The following is a 20,704-nucleotide window of genomic DNA, read 5'->3' as shown; positions in this document are numbered from 1 at the left end:
CCTATTTAACACCTGAGTTAGCAGAATAACTAAATTTTAAATAGCTTTGTGCTTTTTCGAGTATTGCAAATGCCTCTTTCAAATTACGTTGCTCAAAAGGTGAAAGCTGGCGTGGATCTAGATTATTATCAGGCTCTTCGCCTTTTTCTATTTGCCATGCTTGATGACGAATTCTCATCATTGCAATATATTCAAGCGCATCTCGTAAGTCTTGTGCTTTACCTTCAGGTAACAGATTCGCTTCAATAATATCTTCTAATCGTTCGAACGAATTTTGTTTACGTGAACCAACTGCAAGTGCATGCACTCGGATAACGTCAGAGAGCGGTGCAGTCCCTCTTCGCTTTAAGTTCATAGAATGCTTATGTTGACCATTATGCTCCATTACAAAGCCTTTAAAAAAGCCAAGCGGTGGTGTTCTATTTCGTGCATTAGATGCCATATTTGCTAAAAATAAGCGGTTAATTTTACTTTGTTTAGCTATAAATATTTTAAGCTCATCAGCCCATTTTGTTTTACCCCAAACGCCATCTAAATCAAAAAATATTGAGCTATTGAGTAAAGCTTGAGGTTTAGGCTGAGCCATCCAACCTGCAAATTGGTCAAACCATTCTGAACGCGTTTTACGCCATTTTTTAAACGACGCCATTATTTCTCCATCACAGTAGGTGTAACCACACTGCGCTAGACCATCACAAACAAAGTCCGAAATATTTTGAAAATACTCGTTATGTTTTTCATCATCGTAGCTATCATCTAAAATAAGCGCGTTATCTTGATCCGTTACAATTAATTGCTCATCGCGCGCCATTGACCCTAATGCTATAAAACAATAAGGCACAGGTGCTGGACCAAATTTATCCTCGGCTAAACCTAAAAGACGTTGCTTAAATGTACGCCCTATAACGGCCATAGCGGTGCCAATCATATGTGAGTTTGCATCTTCATTAACCATACGAACAAATACATTGGGTAATTGGCGAGCATAATGCGCTAAGTCTTCTATTGATTGCTGGGCAAGAATACCCCGTACAAGTAAAAGGCTACTTTGTGACTCATAGCGTAAAATATCAGAAAGCGATATAACGCCAATAGGACGTCGCTTTTGTACAACTGGCAAATGATGCAAATTATCTCTTAACATAGCAAGTACAGCTTCAAATACGTAAGAGTTAGCATCTAAAAGCACTAAGTTTGTAGACATAATGTCTTGTGCTTGAGTATCAAAAGCGAGCCCTTGGGCAACTACCTTTGACCGTAAATCTCGATCGGTAATTATACCAACAACTTGTCCATCATCTTCCTCTGGATCGTCGTTAATGGGTTTATTTATATCAGTAACTAATACAGATGAAACAGCTTCTTCTGTCATTAGTTTAGCTATATCTTGAATCGTTGAAGTTGTATTTACGGTCACTACATCACGGTGGATAAGCGATTTTACTTTTGCAGTTGTTAAGTCATTACTGTCGGCTTGTTCTACAATTGCTTGATGTAGGCGCACATTACCATCGGTTTCGAAGTAGTCAGCAAACGCATCAAACTCATCGCAATAACGATTAAATAATTCCACATTAATACAATACACTAATGAATCTTCAAGAGCCGTTGCAGGGAAACGAACTTTGCGGTTCATTAACAATCCCATTTGTCCAAAAATACCACCAACAGATAAGCGATTATAAAGCTCTCCATTTCGACGATACATTTCGACCGAACCACTCCTAACCACATACAAATCAGCAATATCTTTACCAAAGTGCAAAATTTCGGTTTGCGCTCTAAAATAGGTAACTTCGACTTGCTGTGCCAATTCGTTAAGTGCTTTATTTGGCAAATCATCAAAAGGTGGGTGTTGTGCTAAAAATTGCGCTATTTCAACTTGTTCGGCTTGCATAAATGCCTTCCTGCGTAGTGCTTTAAAATCACTGGTTATTGTTTGCAGATTAACATTATCAATTAGAGGTTAAAACAATTAACGTACTATTTTAAATACAAAAAAAAGAGCCTATAAAGGCTCTTCTATAATCACACTTGATGTGATGTATTATTTTCCGCGCTGAGCTTCTTTATGTGCTTTTTTAGCATCTTTACGTTGTTGTAAAACTGCCTGTGCTTCGCTACCAATGTGGCCTTCACCACGCGCTTGCGCGAGCTCTATCTGTTTTTGGCGCTCTGCAAAGCGTTCGCGCTGTTCATCAGTTACTTCTTCAATGCAATGATGACAAGATACACCTTCCATGTATTCAGGCTTTAATTTTTCTTCTTCTGTAATTGGCATGCGACAGGCGTGACATTGATCATAAGAGCCTTTTTGTAAGTCGTGATCAACCGCTACACGATTATCAAATACAAAACACTCGCCTTCCCACATTGTTTCCTCTTTTGGCACTTCTTCTAGGTATTTTAAAATACCACCTTCAAGATGATAAACCTCATCAAAGCCCTGCTCTTTCATATACGCAGTTGATTTTTCACAGCGAATACCGCCAGTACAAAACATAGCCACTTTTTTATGTTTTTCAGGGTCTAAGTTTTCTTTTGCCCACTGAGGAAACTCACGAAATGTTTTAGTGTTTGGATCGACTGCGTTTTGAAAAGTACCAATTTCTATCTCGTAATCATTACGAGTATCAATAAGTATAACGTCAGGGTCTGATATTAACGCATTCCACTCATTAGGCTTAACATAACTACCGACTACTTTAAGTGGATCTATCCCTTCAACACCCATTGTTACTATTTCATTTTTAAGCTTTACTTTTGTACGATAGAACGGACATTCATCATCATAAGACTCTTTGCTTACAATGTTATTAAGATTTGGTTGTTTCCCTAACCATGTTAGGAGGTTATCTATGCCTTCACGCTTTGCCGAAACAGTACCGTTAATACCTTCAGCAGCAATAAGTAAAGTGCCACGAACTTCGTTCGCTTCCATTACTTCTAGTAATGGTTTTCTGAGTGCTTCATACTCAGGTAAAGCTACAAACTTATACATTGCGCACACAACAAAGTGATCCTTTGTTACATCATTTTTATTAACAGCTGTCATCTTATTTCCTATTTTGCTTTTAGTTGCCACAATTGGCATTTACCGAATCGTAAATCCGGCGCATATGGGGCGCGTATTTTACGCTTTTTAAGATTAAATGCAAAAAATAGCCCTATAATTTGCATTTTACTGTTAGCGACCTACCTGTGTAAGCTATAATGCGCTGATAAATTTATAGACTTAATTTGCTCATTTTGGAGAAACACACATTGCAGTTTACTGATCTTGGGATTGATACACGCCTTGAAACACAACTAGCACATCAAGGGATCACCCAGCCCACCGACATTCAAGCTCATGCAGTGCCTACAGCACTTGCAGGGTATGATATTTTCGCTCAGTCTAAAACTGGGTCGGGCAAAACCTTGGCGTTTTTATTACCCGCTGTTCAACGGGTTATGAAACAAAAAGCACTCAGTAAACGCGATCCCCGTGTACTTATTGTTGCTCCTACTCGTGAGCTTGCTACGCAAGTATTTACACAACTTCGTTTATTAATTGCAGGCACAAATATTAAGGCTGTAAAAATATTAGGCGGGGAAAACTTTAACGATCAAATAAAAGCATTAAGAAATGACCCACAGTTTGTAGTTGCTACACCGGGTCGTTTAGCTGATCATATTACAAAGCGCTCACTACAACTAAGTGGCTTAGAGTTACTTATTTTTGATGAAGCCGACCGTATTTTAGATTTAGGTTTCACCGAACAACTAAAAATGATTAACGAGCAAGCTAATCACCGTTTGCGCCAAACGTTATTGTTTTCAGCCACACTTGACCATGCTCAAGTTGACGCTCTGTCACGTAATTTATTAAAAAAACCAAAACAAATTACATTAAGTGCCGCAAACGAGCAACATAGCGATATTAAACAAACTTTATATTTAGCCGACCACCTTGATCATAAAGAAGCATTACTTGAACACTTTTTGAATCAAGATAACGTAGGTCAATGTATTATATTTACTGCAACACGAGCAGATACGAGTCGCTTAAGTGAAGCCCTTAACGCTAAAGGATTTAAGTCTGTAGCGCTTGCGGGTGACCTTACGCAAAATAAACGTCTCGATATTATGGACTCGTTTAGTCGCGAAAACTTTAAAATATTAATAACAACAGATGTAGCATCACGTGGCTTAGATTTATTAAGCGTAACGCACGTTATTAACTTTGATTTACCAAAACACGCCGAAGAATATGTTCACCGAATAGGTAGAACCGGTCGTGCTGGTTTTAAAGGTAATGCACTCTCACTTGTTGGTCCTAAAGATTGGGCTAGTTATTTAGCGATAAAAGCATTCTTAAATGACGAATTAAATTTTGCGAGTATTGATGGTTTAAAAGCTAAATTTAAAGGGATTAAAGAGAAAAAACCTGAATCTACCTTTAAAAAAGAAAAAATAGTTGCTGTTAAAAAGCCATTATTTAAACGTAAAGCAAAGCCTAAAAAGCCATCTGCCCCAATTAAAGCACCTATGAACATAGATGGTGACACACCTATGCGCCGTAAAAAAAAGCCTGAGCAGGAATGATTATGAGTTACCTTGGAACAACACAAACCTTATTTGTAAAAGAAGTGAGCAATGAAGGTGCTTACCTTGATGGTCATGATTTAGGCGAGGTTTTTTTACCAAAACAAGAAATAAAACATGAGCTTGAAGCTGGCGATAGCATTAGTGTATTTATATATTTGGATAATGCTAATTTAGCTACAGCTACGATTAAAAAACCACATGCACAAGTTGGTGAATACGCCCTACTTCGTGTTAAAGAAATAAATAGTATTGGTGCATTTTTAGATTGGGGTTTAGAGAAAGACGTTCTTGCTCCTTTTAACGAACAAAAGCCACGCATGCAAGAAGGTCACTCTTATTTAGTACGCTTGTACCTTGATAATGCAAGCCAACGTATTTGTGCTTCGAACAACTTTAACCGCTTTTTGTCAAAAGATGAGCCAGAATATACTCACTTACAAGAAGTAGACATAATTGTAGCGGGTAAAACTGATATTGGTTATAAAGTGTTAATTGAAGAATCGCACTTTGGCGTTGTATTTTACAATATGGTATTTAAAAGCTTATTTGTCGGGCAAAAGCTCAAAGGTTTCATTCAAAAAGTTCGTGATGACGGTAAGATTGACGTAGTACTTGAAAAACCCGGCATGGGTAAAGTAAGTGACCTTGGTGAAACTATTATGCAAAAGCTTAAAAATGAAGGTGGTGTAATACCACTAGGTGATAAGTCTGATCCTGAAGCAATAAAAAAGATGTTTTCAACCAGTAAAGCTAATTATAAAAAAGCAATTGGTGGGTTATTTAAACAAGAATTAATAGATATTGAAGCGAAATCCATTCGCTTAAAATCTTAATTTGAGTGATCGATTTTACTTATTATAAAAGTTTGTTACTAACCTAGAATATATTTATAAGGTAATGTACATTGCGTATATTGCCTTGAATAATCAAGAACTTCTATTTCTGACTCTAAGTTTAGCGGTGCTAAACGAAAAATTTTCCTTTCACATTCTATCTTTGTTGCATCAAGCTTAGATAAACATTCATCCACGCTTATATGTTGAAAGCTTAAGGTTTCTTCGTTTTTGTAACATAAGTGATGTGCATAGTTTTGCATTGTGTGTTTAAAATCGAACATATCGACTGGATAAGCCGATATCATATCCGTTACGACTGTAACACCATCATATGCCTTATTAGAAAAAACATACTTGTTTACTGAGAAACCCGCAATAATAAGAACTACAGAGCTAAAAAATAACTTCAAAACAAACCCCTACTGCATTTTATTTTATTAATGTAACATAATAACTACATTAAGTAAGGGTTTTAGCACTATATTGCTGCTTTTTGTTAAACTAACCTATAGATTTATTAACATCATTCAACACTTTAACTGGATTATCCGATTGTGTAATCGGACGTCCAATAACTAAATAATCACTGCCCGCGTCTATAGCTTGTTTGGGTGTCATAATTCGTTTTTGATCGCCCGCATCACTGCCTTCTGGTCGAATACCTGGTGTTATAAGCTTAAAACTTTTCCCTAATTGTGCTTTAAGTATTTCAGCCTCCTGTGCTGAACATACAACTCCGTCGAGCCCAGCTTCTTTTGCTAGTTTAGCTAAATAGAGAACTTGTTCTTGAGGTGTTTTTTCGACACCTAAACGTTTTAATTCTTTTTCATCCATACTTGTTAAAACAGTCACTGCAATAAGTAATGGTGCTTCGTCGCCGAATTCTTCTAGGGCTAACTTAGCTTTATTCATCATCTCAAAACCGCCACTAGCATGTACATTTACCATCCATACACCCATTTTAGCTGCTGCAGTAACAGCTTTAGCTACCGTGTTTGGAATATCATGAAATTTTAAATCTAAGAAGACATCAAAGCCTAAATCAATTAATTCTTTAACAAAAGCTGGACCAAAATAGGTAAACATTTCTTTGCCTACTTTAAGTCGGCATGTGTCTGGAGATAGTTGCTTAACAAAGCGTAAAGCTGTTTGTTGATCGTCGTAATCTAAAGCAATAAGAATTTTTTTTGAGTGTTCGAAAGACATAACTATCCTAATGAATGGCAGTAAAGTTATTAATATGGGGTTATTAAAATCCGTCTAAGCCTCTGCTTGGAACAATGGTTTCCCAATGTTTACAAGATGGGCAATTCCAATAAATGGTGTAACTAGTAAAACCACAATGCTGACATTGAAAGTCAGGCTTGGTGGCAATATACGATGTAACTAAATGATCTATTTGATCGAGAACTTCTTTATTATTTTTATTTTGGTCGCCCATTAACTGCAATAAAAAACTGAACCCTCTAATAGTAGGTTGACGTTTTAAACTGTCTGTTAAAAATTCAAAGGCTTGTTTTGTATGACCTTGTTCAAGCAATGCTTGGCAATGTTTTATTTTTATTAATACACCACCTTTTTCTAACAAGTCACTTAATAAATCATGAAATTGATGCGTCAAATTTAATTGTTTATAACTATGCGAAAGTTCATCAATAAATAACGGAGCAAATAAAGTAAATTGGCAAACTAATTCTCGCCAATAATAAATTGCTTTAACGTAATCTTCTTTTGTATAAGCAACTAAGCCCAACTCATAAAGCGGACGAATAGCTTTATAGTTTAAGCTAATCGCTTTTCTCATGAGGGGCGGATCATTATCGCTAATAGCTGACTCACAGTAAAAATTGGCAATTGCTTTAAACTGTTGTTCTTTAGAGAATAATTCGCTATGGGCTTCAAACATATTGATGCCTTTTTCCCAGTCACGAGTTTGCGAATACAATGTAATAATAGGATCAAGTGCTTCAACATGCCCTGCTTTTACCAACCAGACTAAATGCTCTTCTGCGCTATCAAGTAAGCCCGCCATAATATAATCTTCGGCAAGTTCTAAACGGCTTGTTGCGGCTTGTTGCTCATTTAAGCTTGGATGTTTTAAAAGGAGTTCATGGATTTTTATTGCGCGATCTAGTTCACCTCGACGGCGGAACATAGTGGCAAGTGTAGAATAGTGCTCAACAGAATCAGCTGAAACTTCAAGTAAATTAATTAAATGCTCTAAACCTTGATCTTCTTCTCTATCAAGTAAAAACTTTAAGCCTTTACTATACTCAGAAGTGATCTGACGGTTAAGCTGATGAGCTTGGTTTTTAGCACTGTTTTTACCCATAATCCAGCCATAACCAGCTGCTATAGGTAATAATAAAAACAAAAGCTCAATCATAGTTAGGTGTCTTTATTAGCAGCAAGCTTTTTTTTGTCTTTTTCTGGCGCTAATTGCTTTTTTAAGCGGTAATTTTGCCATTTTAGTTGCGAGAACAATTTAAAGCTAATAAAACATCCAATTACAACACCTAACAAAAAGCAAATACTTATTATTACAGCTAAAGGTAAAGTATTACTGGCAATAATATAATTTATTTGTACTAATTGCGGATTTTGAGAACCCAATACAAATGCGCTAATAAGGCATAGCGCAACCAGAATAATTTTTAATACCTTAAACAAGTAACTACTCCAATAAGTTAGTTAACTAGGCAATACTTTCGTTTACGCGGTCACGTAATTCTTTGCCTGGTTTAAAATGAGGTACATGCTTTCCGTCAAGCTCAACTGTATCGCCAGTCTTAGGATTACGACCTGTGCGAGGAGCGCGGAAATGCAAAGAGAAACTACCAAAACCTCTGATCTCAATACGATCTGAAGTAGATAATGAGCCGGCCATTTGTTCAAGAATTTCTTTTACTGCATCCTCAACATCTTTCACTGGAACGTGTGAGTGTTGTTCCGCAAGTGTTTCTATCAGTTCTGACTTAGTCATAGCGTTTCCTTAAAAAGAGATATAGGAAGGGCAAAAAATGCCCTTCCAACTAAAAACTAATTATATATTAGTCTTTTTGTGCATTTGCGAAAGCAGCTGCCATTGCGTTTTCAAACACTGGCTCTTCTTTCTTAAGCTTCTCTATTACTTCTTTCTCTTCTGCTTCGAAAAGAGCTTTAACAGATAGGCTTAAAGTGCGGTTTTTGCGATCAACGCCAACATATTTAACTTCGATTTCGTCGCCAACAGAAACAACAGTAGTTGCATCTTCAACGCGCTCTTGAGCGATATCAGCTACACGGATGTAACCTTCAACGCCTTCGATAAGTTCAACAGTTGCGCCTTTAGCATCAACTTCAGTCACTTTACCCTTAACAATAGCACCTTTTTTGTTTGCATCAAGGTAGTTATTGAATGGGTCAGCTTCGATTTGCTTAACACCTAGAGAGATACGTTCGCGCTCTGGGTCAACTTGCAATACGATAGCAGTGATTTCGTCGCCTTTCTTGAATTCACGTACAGCTTCTTCGCCAGGTGTATTCCAAGAAATGTCTGAAAGGTGTACAAGACCATCAATTCCACCGTCAAGACCGATAAAGATACCGAAGTCAGTGATTGATTTGATCTTACCAGTAACTTGATCGCCTTTGTTCTGTAGACGAGCAAATTCCTGCCAAGGATTAGCAATACATTGCTTAAGACCAAGAGAAATACGACGACGTTCTTCGTCAATCTCAAGAACCATAACTTCAACAGTGTCGCCTAAGCTAACAACTTTTGAAGGATGGATGTTCTTGTTAGTCCAATCCATTTCAGAAACGTGTACTAAACCTTCAACGCCTTCTTCGATTTCCACGAAACAGCCGTAATCTGTAAGATTAGTAACACGACCAGAAAGTTTAGAACCTTCTGGGTAACGACCAGCGATAGCTGCCCATGGATCTTCACCAAGCTGTTTAAGGCCTAGAGATACACGAGTTTTATCTTTGTCGAATTTAAGAACTTTAACTGCGATTTCGTCACCAACATTAACGATCTCTGAAGGGTGCTTAACACGCTTCCAAGCCATATCTGTAATGTGTAGTAGACCATCAACACCACCAAGGTCAACGAATGCACCGTAGTCAGTAAGGTTCTTAACGATACCTTTAACTTCTTGACCTTCAACAAGGTTAGCAAGAAGCTCTTCACGTTCTTGTGAGTTTTCAGATTCGATAACTGCACGACGTGAAACAACAACGTTGTTACGTTTTTGATCAAGCTTGATTACTTTAAATTCAAGCTCTTTGCCTTCAAGGTGAGTTGTGTCACGTACTGGACGAACATCAACAAGTGAACCAGGTAGGAAAGCACGGATTGAATCAACTTCAACTGTGAAACCGCCTTTAACTTTACCGTTGATAACACCAGTAACAGTTTCTTGCTCTTCACATGCTTTCTCAAGACGGATCCACGCTTCGTGACGCTTCGCTTTCTCACGAGAAAGGATAGTTTCACCGAAACCGTCTTCAATTGCATCTAGTGCAACATCTACTTCGTCGCCAACAGCAACTTCAAGTTCACCAGCAGCATTTTTGAACTGCTCAGCAGGGATAGCACTTTCTGATTTAAGACCAGCATCTACAAGTACAATGTTATTCTCGATTGAGATTACTGTACCTTTAACGATAGAGCCTTGCTCTGCTTCAAAACCCTTTAAGCTTTCTTCAAATAACTGCGCAAAATTTTCTGACATACGAATATACGTCTCATCTATTAATACCAATAAGCAACCATGCTGCATGGGGTTGTTAAAATAGCACTGGCATCCTGCTGGCGCATAAAATGTGTTTTAGCTTCGTTTAGGAAGCTTACCTTCAGAGATAGCAATATCTAGTAAAGTTATAACTTTATCAAATACTTGCTCTGCATTAAGCTCGCTAGTATCAAGCTCAATAGCATCCTCTGCAGGCACAAGCGGCGCAACGACACGATTCATATCGCGCTCATCACGAGCTTGAATGTCCTGTAATAGACCACTTAGTGTAACATCAAGACCGCGAGCATTCAACTCAACAAATCGCCTACGAGCACGTTCTTCTGCACTTGCGGTTAAATATATTTTTAATGGCGCGTCCTGAAAAACCACAGTGCCCATATCTCTACCATCAGCAACCAACCCGTTTTCTGTACGAAACGCACGCTGACGACGTAATAGCGCTTCTCGAACGCGAGGCAATGCTGCTACTTTTGACGCTGCAGCACCTACTTCTTCATTACGAATAGTAGTACTTACATCCTCGCCTTCTAAAATAACTTTTCCTGCATTAGTTTGGCTATCCACCAAAAACTGCACATCTAAATTTGCAGCAAGTGGCACAAGTGCCTCTTCATTGTCTAATGCTATTTGATGATGGAGTGCTGCAAGGGATAAAACGCGGTAAATTGCACCACTATCCAATACATCCCATCCTAATTTCTCGGCTAACAAGCGACAAACAGTTCCTTTACCTGAACCACTTGGGCCATCAACGGTGATCACTGGCATTAATAACGCCTGCATTTAAACCTCCTGCGATGCACACCTAAATAAACCGCGATATTATACGTCAGTTATTAAAATAGATCTGCTATTAGCATGTAACTTTTATAAATACTTATAAATAGTCTATTCACTAACCGATGCTAAAACATTGAAAAACGTAGGAAATGTTTTATAAGTACATTTCGGATCATTAATCGTTATTGGCTTACCGCCTACGGCAACCATGGCAAAACACATGGCTATACGGTGATCATCGTAGGTATCAATTGCAACATCATTGAAGTGTTTAGGAGGTGTGATTTCAATAAAATCATGTCCTTCTACTACCTCAGCACCTACTTTTCTAAGCTCAGTAGCCATTGCGTACAACCGATCTGTTTCTTTTACGCGCCAATTATAAATATTTCTAATCGCGGTTGGACCTTTAGCAAATAGAGCAACCGTTGCAAGTGTCATGGCTGCATCTGGAATTGCATTAGCATCGATATCAACACCATTTAATTCTCCTTTACGGACAACTAGACGCTCATCATACCAATCTATTTTTGCACCAACCTGCTCCATTACTTTAGCAAAACCTATATCACCCTGAACTGATTTTGCCCCTACACCTTTAATCTCAATTTCACCACCCGCAATCGCAGCGGCTGCAACAAAGTAAGAAGCAGAAGACGCATCGCCCTCAACCATAATACGATCTAGTGATTGATACTGTTGACCACCTTTAACATTAAAAGTTGCATAATTACTGTGCTCAACGTTAACGCCAAAACGTGCCATTACATCAAGGGTTATATCAATATAAGGTTTAGAAACCAAAGTGCCTTTAATGGTTATATTTGTATCGCCACTAAACAAAGGTGCAGCCATTAGTAATGCGGTTAAAAATTGGCTTGAAATACTGCCATCTATTTCAACTGAGCCGCCCTTAATTTGTCCACCCACGATTTTAAGTGGTGGGTAGTCTTTATGTTTAGTATAGGTAACATCACCACCAAGCGATTGAAGAGCATCAACTAAATGCCCTATTGGACGTTCTTCCATACGAGGTTCGCCAATTAACTCATACTCACCAGCAACAGCGGCAAGTACAGCGGTTAAAGGTCGGTAAGCGGTTCCTGCGTTTCCTAAAAACAATGGCTCACTAGGTGTTTTAAATACACCGCCAACACCCTCAACAGTCGCTACAGTGCGTTCGTCATTTAGCGTAACATTAACACCCAATAACTTTAATGCGCCCAGCATATGGCGAATATCGTCGCTATCAAGTAAGTTTTCTACAACAGTGGTGCCATTAGCAAGTGCTGCTAATAACAAAATTCGGTTCGATAAGCTTTTCGAACCAGGTAATGTCACACTGCCATTTACACGAGAAATTGGTTCTAGACGTAATTGTTCCATTAGCTGTTTTCCTTTGCAAAGGCAGCCATAAAATCAACTAATGCTTGAACGCCTTCAAGTGGCATTGCGTTGTAAATACTAGCGCGCATGCCTCCTACAATTCTGTGTCCTTCAAGTGCAAGTAAACCTGCTTCATTTGATTGAGCAACAAATTTGCTATTCAAGCTTTCATCGTTCAACCAAAATGGAACATTCATACGTGAGCGGCAATGCTTAGCTACTATATTTGAGTAAAAATCAGAGTTATCAATAAAATCATAAAGTAATTCAGCCTTGGCAATATTTTGTACTTCCATGGCTTTTACACCACCATTGCTTTCAAGCCATGAAAATACTTCAGCTGCTAAATACCATGCAAAAGTAGGTGGCGTATTAAACATACTGCCCTGCTTTGCTTCAAGTGCGTAATCTAAAATGCCAGGCTTAGGCAAGCCTTCGCGTTCAAGTAATGTTTTGCGCACAATAACAATTGAAATACCCGACGGACCAATATTTTTTTGTGCTCCAGCATAGATTAAATCAAATTTATTAACGTCTATTTCGCGAGATAAAATAGTTGAAGACATATCAGCAATAATTGGCGCTGTTGGATGACTCGGTACATCAAAAATCTCTAAGCCATCAACGGTTTCATTGGGGCAATAGTGGATGTACGCTGCATCTTCTGGTAATTCCCAGTCAGCAACTGCTTTAATTGAAAACTCGCCATCGGCATCATTACGCACATCTGTAAAAGATGTTTGAGTAAATTTACTCGCTTCATCTCTTGCGCTTTTAGACCAAACACCATTCTCGCAATAAAAGGCTGTTTTACCTTCTTGGTGTAAATTTAAAGGTACTGCACTAAATTGACCACGACCGCCACCATGCATAAATAACACTTCAAATTCATCACTAATGTTCATTAAGCGGCGTAAACTGGCTTCACATTTGGCTGTTAGTGCTAAAAAGTCTTTGCTGCGATGGCTTATTTCCATCACAGAAACACCTAAATCTTGCCAATCTAAAAATTCTTTTTGTGCTTTTTGCATAACGGCTTGCGGAAGCATAGCGGGTCCCGCACAAAAATTATATTTACTCATTACCTTTGCCTCATTCCAGTAATTCAAAATTAATACGAATTGCATTAAATCAGCGTTCAATCATAGTGACCAATAAACAGCGCTTTAAAAATAAAATTTTATATGTAGTGTTTCTACTTGAAAATTTTTAACGCAGTTAATAGGTTATTTAGCCTAATTAAATGATCATCATTTTAATTCAATTTGTATAAATGCCTGATTGCTCTACAAGCAGGCTACATTAGTTTTATTCAATACCATTAAAAAAAGCGGCCTTAGCCGCTTTTTTAATCTCAATTATTCTGAAGGTGGATTATCATCCGCTACTTCTTCAATAACCGTATCAACTGTCTCAACGTCTTCGATATCGATTAAGTCACTTTCAGTAACTTCAATCTCTTCTATACGTTGTAAACCAACTACTTGCTCTTCGTCAATAGTTCTGATCAAAATAACACCTTGCGTGTTACGTCCAACCGTAGAAACTTCATTAACGCGAGTTCGTACTAAGGTACCACGATTAGAAATAATCATTATTTCATCGTTGTCATCAACTTGCACAGCACCAACAACAGCACCGTTACGCTCACTCACCTTAATAGATACAACACCTTGTGTTGCACGGCTCTTAGATGGGTAATCTTCAAGTAGCGTACGCTTACCGTAACCATTTTCGGTTACCGTTAAAATAGCACCATCGGTTTTTGGAACAATTAACGATACAACACGTTGCTGATCTGGCATTTTAATACCACGAACACCGGTTGCTGTACGACCCATTGGACGAACACCTTTAAACTTAATTTCAGGGTTACCGTTCTCGTCTACAACCGCATTACCGTCTTCATCAACAACAGCTGTTTCTTCTGCTTCTTTAAAGCGTACAACTTTACCTGCGTCAGTAAACAACATAATTTCGTTGCTACCATCGGTAATATCAACACCAATCAGGCTATCGCCATCATTTAAGTTAACAGCAATAATACCGCTGGCACGTTGTCGGCTATAGGCCGTTAATGGTGTTTTCTTAACTGTACCAAATGCAGTTGCCATAAAGATGTATTTATCTTCTGCGTACTCACGTACTGGCAATATAGCGGTAATACGTTCATCTGCTTCAAGTGGTAACAAGTTAACAATTGGCTTGCCGCGCGCGGCACGACTCGCAAGAGGTAACTGGTACACTTTAAGCCAATATAAACGACCGGCTGTTGAGAAACACAATATAGTATCGTGGGTATTAGCAACTAATAAACGTTCAATGAAATCTTCATCTTTCATTTTCGTTGCTGATTTACCTTTACCACCACGGCGTTGTGCTTCGTAATCAGATAATGCCTGATACTTAACGTAACCTTCGTGAGAAAGTGTTACAACAACGTCTTCTTCAGTTATTAAATCTTCAAGGCTGATATCGTGAGCCGCTGCATTTATTTCAGTACGACGTTCATCACCATATTGCGCTTTAATTTCAACAAGCTCATCGCGAATAACTTCCATTAAGCGCTCTGGCGTTGCCAAAATATATAAAAGCTCAGCAATTAAATCTAATAACGTTTGGTATTCACTTATAATTTTTTCGTGTTCAAGACCTGTTAGCTTATGTAAGCGTAAATCTAGAATAGCTTGGGCTTGTTGCTCAGAAATAAAGTACTGACCATCACGAATACCTAAATCGGCAGCAAGCCAATCTGGGCGGGCAACATTATCTTCGCCTGTTTTTTCAAGCATAGATTTAACATTGCCTAATTCCCACGAACGTTCTGTTAGAGCAATTTTAGCTTCTGCAGGTGTAGGTGAGTTACGAATAAGTTCGATAATAGGGTCAATGTTTGCAAGTGCAATCGCTAAACCTTCTAGCATATGTGCACGATCGCGCGCTTTGCGTAAATCAAAAACAGTACGACGAGTTACTACTTCACGACGGTGAATAATAAACTCTTCAAGCATTTCTTTTAGATTAAAACACTTAGGCTGGTTATTAATTAAAGCAACCATATTCATACCAAACACAGTTTGTAACTGAGTTTGTGCATATAAGTTGTTTAATATAACTTCGCCTACGTCACCACGTTTGATCTCGATAACGATACGCATACCGTCTTTATCTGATTCGTCACGAAGTGCACTAATACCTTCAATTTTTTTATCTTTAACTAGCTCCGCAATTTTTTCAATCAAACGTGCTTTGTTAACCTGATAAGGTATTTCGTGAACGATGATAGTTTCACGATGTGTTTTTTCATCTACTTCAATTTCAGCGCGGGCACGCATGTACACTTTACCACGACCCGTTAAATAGGCTTGCTCTATGCCTTTTTTACCGTTGATAATAGCGGCTGTTGGGAAATCAGGACCCGGGATATAATCCATTAACTCTAAAATAGTTAATTCAGGATTTAAAATAAGTGCTAAACACCCATTCACAACTTCAGTTAAGTTATGAGGAGGAATATTTGTAGCCATACCTACCGCAATACCCGATGAACCGTTCACTAATAAGTTAGGAACTTTCGTTGGTAAAACGTCAGGAATTTGTTCAGTGCCATCGTAGTTAGGAACGAAATCAACCGTTTCTTTTTCAAGATCGGCTAATAATTCATGCGACATTTTTGCCATACGTACTTCTGTATAACGCATTGCTGCTGCTGAATCACCATCAACCGAACCGAAGTTACCTTGACCATCTACTAACATATAACGAAGTGAGAATGGCTGTGCCATACGTACTATAGTGTCGTAAACTGCACTATCGCCGTGTGGATGGTACTTACCGATTACGTCACCGACAACACGTGCCGATTTTTTGTAAGGCTTGTTCCAATCATTACTAAGCTCATTCATTGCAAACAAAACGCGACGGTGAACCGGCTTTAAGCCGTCACGCACGTCTGGTAATGCACGCCCTACAATTACACTCATTGCGTAATCTAAGTAGGAGTTTTTCAACTCGTCTTCAATATTGACCGGCTGAATGCCATGGGCGAGATCAGTCATTGATATCACATTCCTTCAGTATCTGCTCTCAACAACCCGGTATTAGGTATCAAGAGTATTTGTTATTATTGCTAACAACTATGCTATCACAATTAATTTTAATTTACAGGCGCAAAACTTTGCGATTTATCAATTTTGCCCTATATAATGGCCCCAGATTGACGAGGAAGTATTTTATGACCGAACATCAAAATGTAGATCACGCAGAAATAGCAAAATTTGAAGCCATCGCAGAGCGTTGGTGGGATTTAGATGGAGAATTTAAACCTCTTCACGAAATTAACCCGTTACGTTTAGACTTTATTGCAAATAAAACCCAAGGCTTATTTGATAAAGAAACACTCGATGTAGGCTGTGGCGGCGGTATTTTAAGCCAAAGCATGGCGCGTATGGGCGCAAAGGTAACTGGCATCGATATGGGTCAAGAGCCTTTAAACGTTGCTAAGTTACATAGTTTAGAAACAGGCGTAAGTGTAGATTACATAAAAGTACCTGCAGAAGAATTTGCAGCACAGTATCCAGAACGTTATGACGTAATAACATGTATGGAAATGCTAGAGCACGTACCCGATCCTGCTTCTATAATTCATTCAGTAGCAGCACTTGCAAAACCAGGTGCCGATGTATTTTTTTCAACCTTAAATAAAACACCTAAAGCGTACTTGTTTGCCATTGTTGGTGCTGAAAAACTTTTAAAAATGGTACCTGAAGGCACACATGACCATAAAAAGTTTATAAAACCTGCACAACTTATTGCATGGGCAGAGCAAGCTGGTTTAAAAGTACGTGCAAGCACTGGGCTCTCTTATAACCCATTATCAAAGCAATATACGCTTAATAATGACGTTAGCGTAAATTACATACTTCATTTTGAGAAGTTAGCTTAATGACTAGCTTTCAATCACCCCTTGTTGAGTACGATGCATTTTTATTTGATTTAGACGGCACCCTACTAGACACCGCTGATGATTTAGGCGCCGCTTTAAATAAAGTTCTGCGTGCGCAAAACATAGATGAAGTAACAAGTGATGTATACCGTCCTGCAGCATCTAATGGTGCTGCTGCGCTTTTAGAGGCTGGTTTTAAGGATAAGTGGGTTGAACAACCTCAGACACAGCTAATAAAGCAATTAATTGACGAATACGCTAAAAACATAGCAACACATACAACGTGTTTTACAGGTGTTGAGCCTTTACTTATTGCGCTTGATCAAAAAAAGATCAAATGGGGGATCATGACTAACAAGCCTGGTTTTCTAACTGATCCTCTTGTGGCTGCTATTCCAGCATTAAAAAATGCGCAAGTTATTATAAGTGGTGACACGCTAAAAGAGGCTAAACCTTCCCCTCTTCCTTTACTACATTGTGCAAAGCTAATGGGTATAAAACCAAATCGGTGTTTGTACATTGGTGATGCGCAGCGTGACATTCAAGCAGGTAAAGCAGCGGGTATGCATACCGCTTCTGCTCTTTGGGGGTACGTGCCAAGCCTTAACGAAGTTTTAAGTTGGGAAGCCGATTTTAATTGGCAAAGTCCTATTGACGGTTTTAACCATATATAGTGCCATGTTAATTAATAAACACTATATATTGTGATCTAGTCAGTTTTTAGCCAAAGTTTGTCGATAAAAAACTCAGTTACAATTTATTTTTTTAAAGCGCAAATTTAGCATATGATTAGTTGATTTTTGCAAATTTCAACTTAACCGAATGATCAAAGGTTAATGCTCACTAACACAAATGTGTTATCCCAAAGTTATCCACAAATAGGGGCAATTATGTCCCTTGCAAAACGACTCAGACCACACTATCTTGTGATCTCTAAATTGAACAACACCAGATATTGTGGCCAAATGTTATTCAATAAATTCACTCATTAGGTGAGAATTATAATAAACGAGTATATATCTTGCTATTGCGAGGTATAAATCATTGGCCAAAATACTAAACTCCCTAGGAACACAGGCAAAGCTATGAACCAACAGTTATCTGTAAGCAAACGTGACGGTCGTAAAGAGCCACTTGATCTTGATAAGATCCATCGCGTTATTGAATGGGCCGCCGAAGGTTTAAACAACGTTTCGGTTTCGCAAGTTGAATTAAAGTCACACATTCAATTTTACGATGGTATTCGTACTAAAGACATTCACGAAACCATTATTAAAGCCGCTGCAGATCAGATTTCAAAAGAATCACCAGATTACCAGTACTTATCAGCCCGTTTAGCTGTATTTCACTTACGTAAAAAAGCGTATGGGCAATTTGAGCCACCACGTTTATTTGACCACGTAACAAAGATGGTTGGCGATAAGCGCTACGACGCTCACTTACTTGTTGATTATACAGAACAAGAATTAGACGAGCTTGATGCATACCTTGATCATTCTCGCGATCTTAATTTTAGCTATGCGGCAGTGAAGCAATTAGAAGGTAAATACCTTGTTCAAAACCGTGTATCTGGCGAAATTTATGAAAGTGCACAGTTTTTATACATTTTAGTAGCGGCGAGTTTATTTGCTGACTATCCACGTGAAACACGCGTATCTTACATTAAGCGTTTTTACGATGCCGTATCGTTGTTCAAGATTTCGTTACCTACCCCTATTATGGCGGGCGTACGTACCCCAACACGTCAATTTAGTTCATGTGTATTAATAGAGTGTGGTGATAGCCTTGATTCAATCAATGCAACATCATCTGCGATTGTTAAATACGTTTCACAACGTGCAGGTATAGGTATTAATGCAGGTCGTATTCGTGCGCTAGGTAGCCACATTCGTAATGGTGAAGCGTACCATACTGGTTGTATTCCTTTTTATAAGCACTTTCAAACAGCGGTTAAAAGCTGCTCGCAAGGTGGTGTACGTGGCGGCGCTGCAACATTGTTTTATCCGCTTTGGCATTTAGAAGTAGAAAACCTACTTGTGCTTAAAAATAACCGTGGTGTAGATGACAACCGTGTTCGTCACCTAGATTACGGCGTACAATTTAATAAACTAATGTACTCTCGTTTAATTAAAGACGACTACATTACGTTATTTAGCCCATCAGATGTGCCGGGGCTTTACGATGCATTTTTTGAAGACCAAGCTGAATTTGACGCGCTTTACGTAAAATACGAACAAGACGAGTCTATTCGTAAAAAACGTATTAAAGCCATTGAGCTTTTCTCTATGTTTGCTCAAGAGCGTGCAAGTACAGGTCGTATTTATTTACAAAATGTTGATCACTGTAATACACACAGCCCGTTCATTGCTAAAGTTGCGCCTATTCGCCAATCTAACTTATGTTTAGAAATTGCATTGCCAACTAAGCCACTTAATAACGTAAACGACGAAGAAGGCGAAATTGCCCTTTGTACACTGTCTGCGTTTAACCTAGGTGCAATAGAATCACTAGACGAGCTTGAAGAGCTAGCTGAGCTTGCAGTACGCGCACTTGATAACTTACTTGATTTCCAAGACTACCCAGTACCGGCTGCTAAAAATGCCACTATGGGTCGTCGTACGTTAGGAATAGGTGTAATTAACTACGCATACTACCTAGCTAAAAACGGTAAGCGTTATTCAGATGGCAGCGCAAATACACTGACTCATAAAACATTTGAAGCGATTCAATACTACTTAATGAAAGCATCAAACGAGCTTGCTAAAGAGCGCGGCGCATGTCCTAAGTTTAACGAAACAACGTATTCACAAGGCATTATGCCAACAGATACGTACAAACGTGATTTAGATAAAATTTGTGATGAGCCACTTCACCTTGATTGGGATACATTACGTGCCAGCATTAAAGAGCACGGTATGCGTAACTCAACATTAAGCGCGTTAATGCCATCAGAAACATCGTCGCAAATCTCTAATGCAACTAATGGTATTGAGCCACCACGTGGTCATATTAGTGTTAAAGCAAGTAAAGACGGTATTTTGAAGCAAGTTGTTCCTGAATATGAACGCTTAAAAAATAACTACGAGTTACTGTGGGACATCCCATCAAACGATGGTTACTTACAGCTTGTGGGCATAATGCAAAAATTTGTTGACCAAACAATATCAGCAAACACAAATTATGATCCAAACAAGTTCGAAGGCGGTAAAGTACCTATGCAAGTCTTATTAAAAGACTTACTTACTGCATACAAACTAGGTGTTAAAACGTTGTACTACCATAACACCCGTGATGGCGCATCAGATTCACAAGAAGATACCCCAGAAGTGGAAGATGATGATTGTGAAGGCGGCGCGTGTAAAATATAGTTATTAATTTTTATTTTAAGCGGGCATTTAGCCCGCTTTTTCTGATAGTTTTTTTGA

17 protein-coding genes are annotated in these 20,704 nt (G+C 38.6%); 5 read left to right on the top strand and 12 right to left on the bottom strand.

Going from position 1 to position 20,704, the window contains the following annotated elements; translation table 11 throughout:
- Window position 1: 1 nt before the first annotated feature.
- Window positions 2-1,897 carry a putative nucleotidyltransferase substrate binding domain-containing protein gene (locus I6F65_RS07130; RefSeq protein ID WP_024612794.1) on the bottom strand — a complete coding sequence of 632 codons (1,896 nt, stop codon included), beginning with the start codon at window positions 1,895-1,897 and terminating at the stop codon, window positions 2-4.
- 150 nt (window positions 1,898-2,047) lie between these two features.
- Window positions 2,048-3,055, bottom strand: a complete 1,008-nt coding sequence (locus I6F65_RS07125; RefSeq protein WP_024612795.1) for a rhodanese-related sulfurtransferase — start codon at window positions 3,053-3,055, stop codon at window positions 2,048-2,050.
- A gap of 209 nt (window positions 3,056-3,264) precedes the next feature.
- Between I6F65_RS07125 and I6F65_RS07120 the strand changes: the two genes are divergently transcribed.
- Window positions 3,265-4,587, top strand: coding sequence for a DEAD/DEAH box helicase (locus I6F65_RS07120; protein ID WP_024612796.1), 1,323 nt, complete (start codon window positions 3,265-3,267; stop codon window positions 4,585-4,587).
- Window positions 4,588-4,589: 2 nt separating this feature from the next.
- The gene (locus I6F65_RS07115; RefSeq protein WP_024612797.1) at window positions 4,590-5,423 is read left to right on the top strand and encodes a S1 RNA-binding domain-containing protein; all 834 of its coding nucleotides are present in this window, start codon (window positions 4,590-4,592) and stop codon (window positions 5,421-5,423) included.
- Window positions 5,424-5,461: 38 nt separating this feature from the next.
- Here I6F65_RS07115 and I6F65_RS07110 read toward each other — a convergent pair whose 3' ends face one another.
- The 10 genes from I6F65_RS07110 to gyrA all read right to left on the bottom strand — a co-directional run bounded on the left by I6F65_RS07110 (window position 5,462) and on the right by gyrA (window position 16,392).
- A complete protein-coding gene (locus I6F65_RS07110) occupies window positions 5,462-5,836 on the bottom strand; it encodes a hypothetical protein (protein ID WP_024612798.1) in 375 nt (124 codons plus the stop codon).
- 91 nt (window positions 5,837-5,927) lie between these two features.
- Window positions 5,928-6,632 carry an orotidine-5'-phosphate decarboxylase gene (gene pyrF / locus I6F65_RS07105; RefSeq protein ID WP_024612799.1) on the bottom strand — a complete coding sequence of 235 codons (705 nt, stop codon included), beginning with the start codon at window positions 6,630-6,632 and terminating at the stop codon, window positions 5,928-5,930.
- A 43-nt stretch (window positions 6,633-6,675) separates the two neighbouring features.
- Window positions 6,676-7,812, bottom strand: coding sequence for a lipopolysaccharide assembly protein LapB (lapB, locus tag I6F65_RS07100; RefSeq protein ID WP_166110916.1), 1,137 nt, complete (start codon window positions 7,810-7,812; stop codon window positions 6,676-6,678).
- Between the two features lie 2 nt (window positions 7,813-7,814).
- On the bottom strand, window positions 7,815-8,096 hold the full coding sequence (locus I6F65_RS07095; protein WP_024612800.1) for a lipopolysaccharide assembly protein LapA domain-containing protein: 282 nt from the start codon (window positions 8,094-8,096) through the stop codon (window positions 7,815-7,817).
- Window positions 8,097-8,121: 25 nt separating this feature from the next.
- Entirely contained in the window at window positions 8,122-8,409 is a 288-nt protein-coding gene (gene ihfB, locus I6F65_RS07090; RefSeq protein WP_024612801.1) for an integration host factor subunit beta, read from the bottom strand.
- Between the two features lie 67 nt (window positions 8,410-8,476).
- Window positions 8,477-10,144, bottom strand: coding sequence for a 30S ribosomal protein S1 (rpsA, locus tag I6F65_RS07085; protein WP_008171719.1), 1,668 nt, complete (start codon window positions 10,142-10,144; stop codon window positions 8,477-8,479).
- Between the two features lie 96 nt (window positions 10,145-10,240).
- On the bottom strand, window positions 10,241-10,951 hold the full coding sequence (cmk, locus tag I6F65_RS07080) for a (d)CMP kinase (RefSeq protein WP_197112198.1): 711 nt from the start codon (window positions 10,949-10,951) through the stop codon (window positions 10,241-10,243).
- Window positions 10,952-11,056: 105 nt separating this feature from the next.
- Entirely contained in the window at window positions 11,057-12,334 is a 1,278-nt protein-coding gene (gene aroA, locus I6F65_RS07075) for a 3-phosphoshikimate 1-carboxyvinyltransferase (RefSeq protein ID WP_166110910.1), read from the bottom strand.
- Window positions 12,334-13,416 carry a 3-phosphoserine/phosphohydroxythreonine transaminase gene (serC, locus tag I6F65_RS07070; RefSeq protein ID WP_024612804.1) on the bottom strand — a complete coding sequence of 361 codons (1,083 nt, stop codon included), beginning with the start codon at window positions 13,414-13,416 and terminating at the stop codon, window positions 12,334-12,336. The genes aroA and serC overlap by 1 nt, the downstream gene beginning before the upstream one ends.
- Window positions 13,417-13,692: 276 nt before the next feature.
- Window positions 13,693-16,392: a DNA topoisomerase (ATP-hydrolyzing) subunit A gene (gyrA, locus tag I6F65_RS07065; RefSeq protein ID WP_197112196.1), complete on the bottom strand. Its 2,700-nt coding sequence runs from the start codon at window positions 16,390-16,392 to the stop codon at window positions 13,693-13,695.
- 176 nt (window positions 16,393-16,568) lie between these two features.
- Here gyrA and ubiG point away from each other — a divergent pair, with 176 nt between their 5' ends.
- From ubiG to nrdA, 3 genes are all read left to right on the top strand, one after another.
- Entirely contained in the window at window positions 16,569-17,279 is a 711-nt protein-coding gene (gene ubiG, locus I6F65_RS07060) for a bifunctional 2-polyprenyl-6-hydroxyphenol methylase/3-demethylubiquinol 3-O-methyltransferase UbiG (RefSeq protein WP_166110904.1), read from the top strand.
- Window positions 17,279-17,953, top strand: coding sequence for an HAD family hydrolase (locus I6F65_RS07055; protein WP_166110901.1), 675 nt, complete (start codon window positions 17,279-17,281; stop codon window positions 17,951-17,953). The genes ubiG and I6F65_RS07055 overlap by 1 nt, the downstream gene beginning before the upstream one ends.
- A gap of 411 nt (window positions 17,954-18,364) precedes the next feature.
- Window positions 18,365-20,647, top strand: coding sequence for a class 1a ribonucleoside-diphosphate reductase subunit alpha (nrdA, locus tag I6F65_RS07050; RefSeq protein ID WP_197112194.1), 2,283 nt, complete (start codon window positions 18,365-18,367; stop codon window positions 20,645-20,647).
- The last annotated feature ends 57 nt before the right edge of the window (window positions 20,648-20,704 follow it).

It is taken from the genome of Pseudoalteromonas sp. SWXJZ94C (assembly GCF_015864385.1).
Lineage (GTDB): Bacteria > Pseudomonadota > Gammaproteobacteria > Enterobacterales > Alteromonadaceae > Pseudoalteromonas.
The sequence above is the reverse complement of the archived record's forward strand: the minus strand, read 5'-3'. Positions and strand labels throughout refer to the sequence as shown.

Coding starts and splice junctions, on each gene's coding strand:
- I6F65_RS07130 (WP_024612794.1), bottom strand. CDS start 1,897: ATGCAAGCCGAACAAGTTGAAATAGCGCAATTTTTAGCACAACACCCA.
- I6F65_RS07125 (WP_024612795.1), bottom strand. CDS start 3,055: ATGACAGCTGTTAATAAAAATGATGTAACAAAGGATCACTTTGTTGTG.
- I6F65_RS07115 (WP_024612797.1), top strand. CDS start 4,590: ATGAGTTACCTTGGAACAACACAAACCTTATTTGTAAAAGAAGTGAGC.
- pyrF (WP_024612799.1), bottom strand. CDS start 6,632: ATGTCTTTCGAACACTCAAAAAAAATTCTTATTGCTTTAGATTACGAC.
- lapB (WP_166110916.1), bottom strand. CDS start 7,812: ATGATTGAGCTTTTGTTTTTATTATTACCTATAGCAGCTGGTTATGGC.
- ihfB (WP_024612801.1), bottom strand. CDS start 8,409: ATGACTAAGTCAGAACTGATAGAAACACTTGCGGAACAACACTCACAC.
- rpsA (WP_008171719.1), bottom strand. CDS start 10,144: ATGTCAGAAAATTTTGCGCAGTTATTTGAAGAAAGCTTAAAGGGTTTT.
- cmk (WP_197112198.1), bottom strand. CDS start 10,951: ATGCAGGCGTTATTAATGCCAGTGATCACCGTTGATGGCCCAAGTGGT.
- aroA (WP_166110910.1), bottom strand. CDS start 12,334: ATGGAACAATTACGTCTAGAACCAATTTCTCGTGTAAATGGCAGTGTG.
- serC (WP_024612804.1), bottom strand. CDS start 13,416: ATGAGTAAATATAATTTTTGTGCGGGACCCGCTATGCTTCCGCAAGCC.
- gyrA (WP_197112196.1), bottom strand. CDS start 16,392: ATGACTGATCTCGCCCATGGCATTCAGCCGGTCAATATTGAAGACGAG.
- ubiG (WP_166110904.1), top strand. CDS start 16,569: ATGACCGAACATCAAAATGTAGATCACGCAGAAATAGCAAAATTTGAA.
- I6F65_RS07055 (WP_166110901.1), top strand. CDS start 17,279: ATGACTAGCTTTCAATCACCCCTTGTTGAGTACGATGCATTTTTATTT.
- nrdA (WP_197112194.1), top strand. CDS start 18,365: ATGAACCAACAGTTATCTGTAAGCAAACGTGACGGTCGTAAAGAGCCA.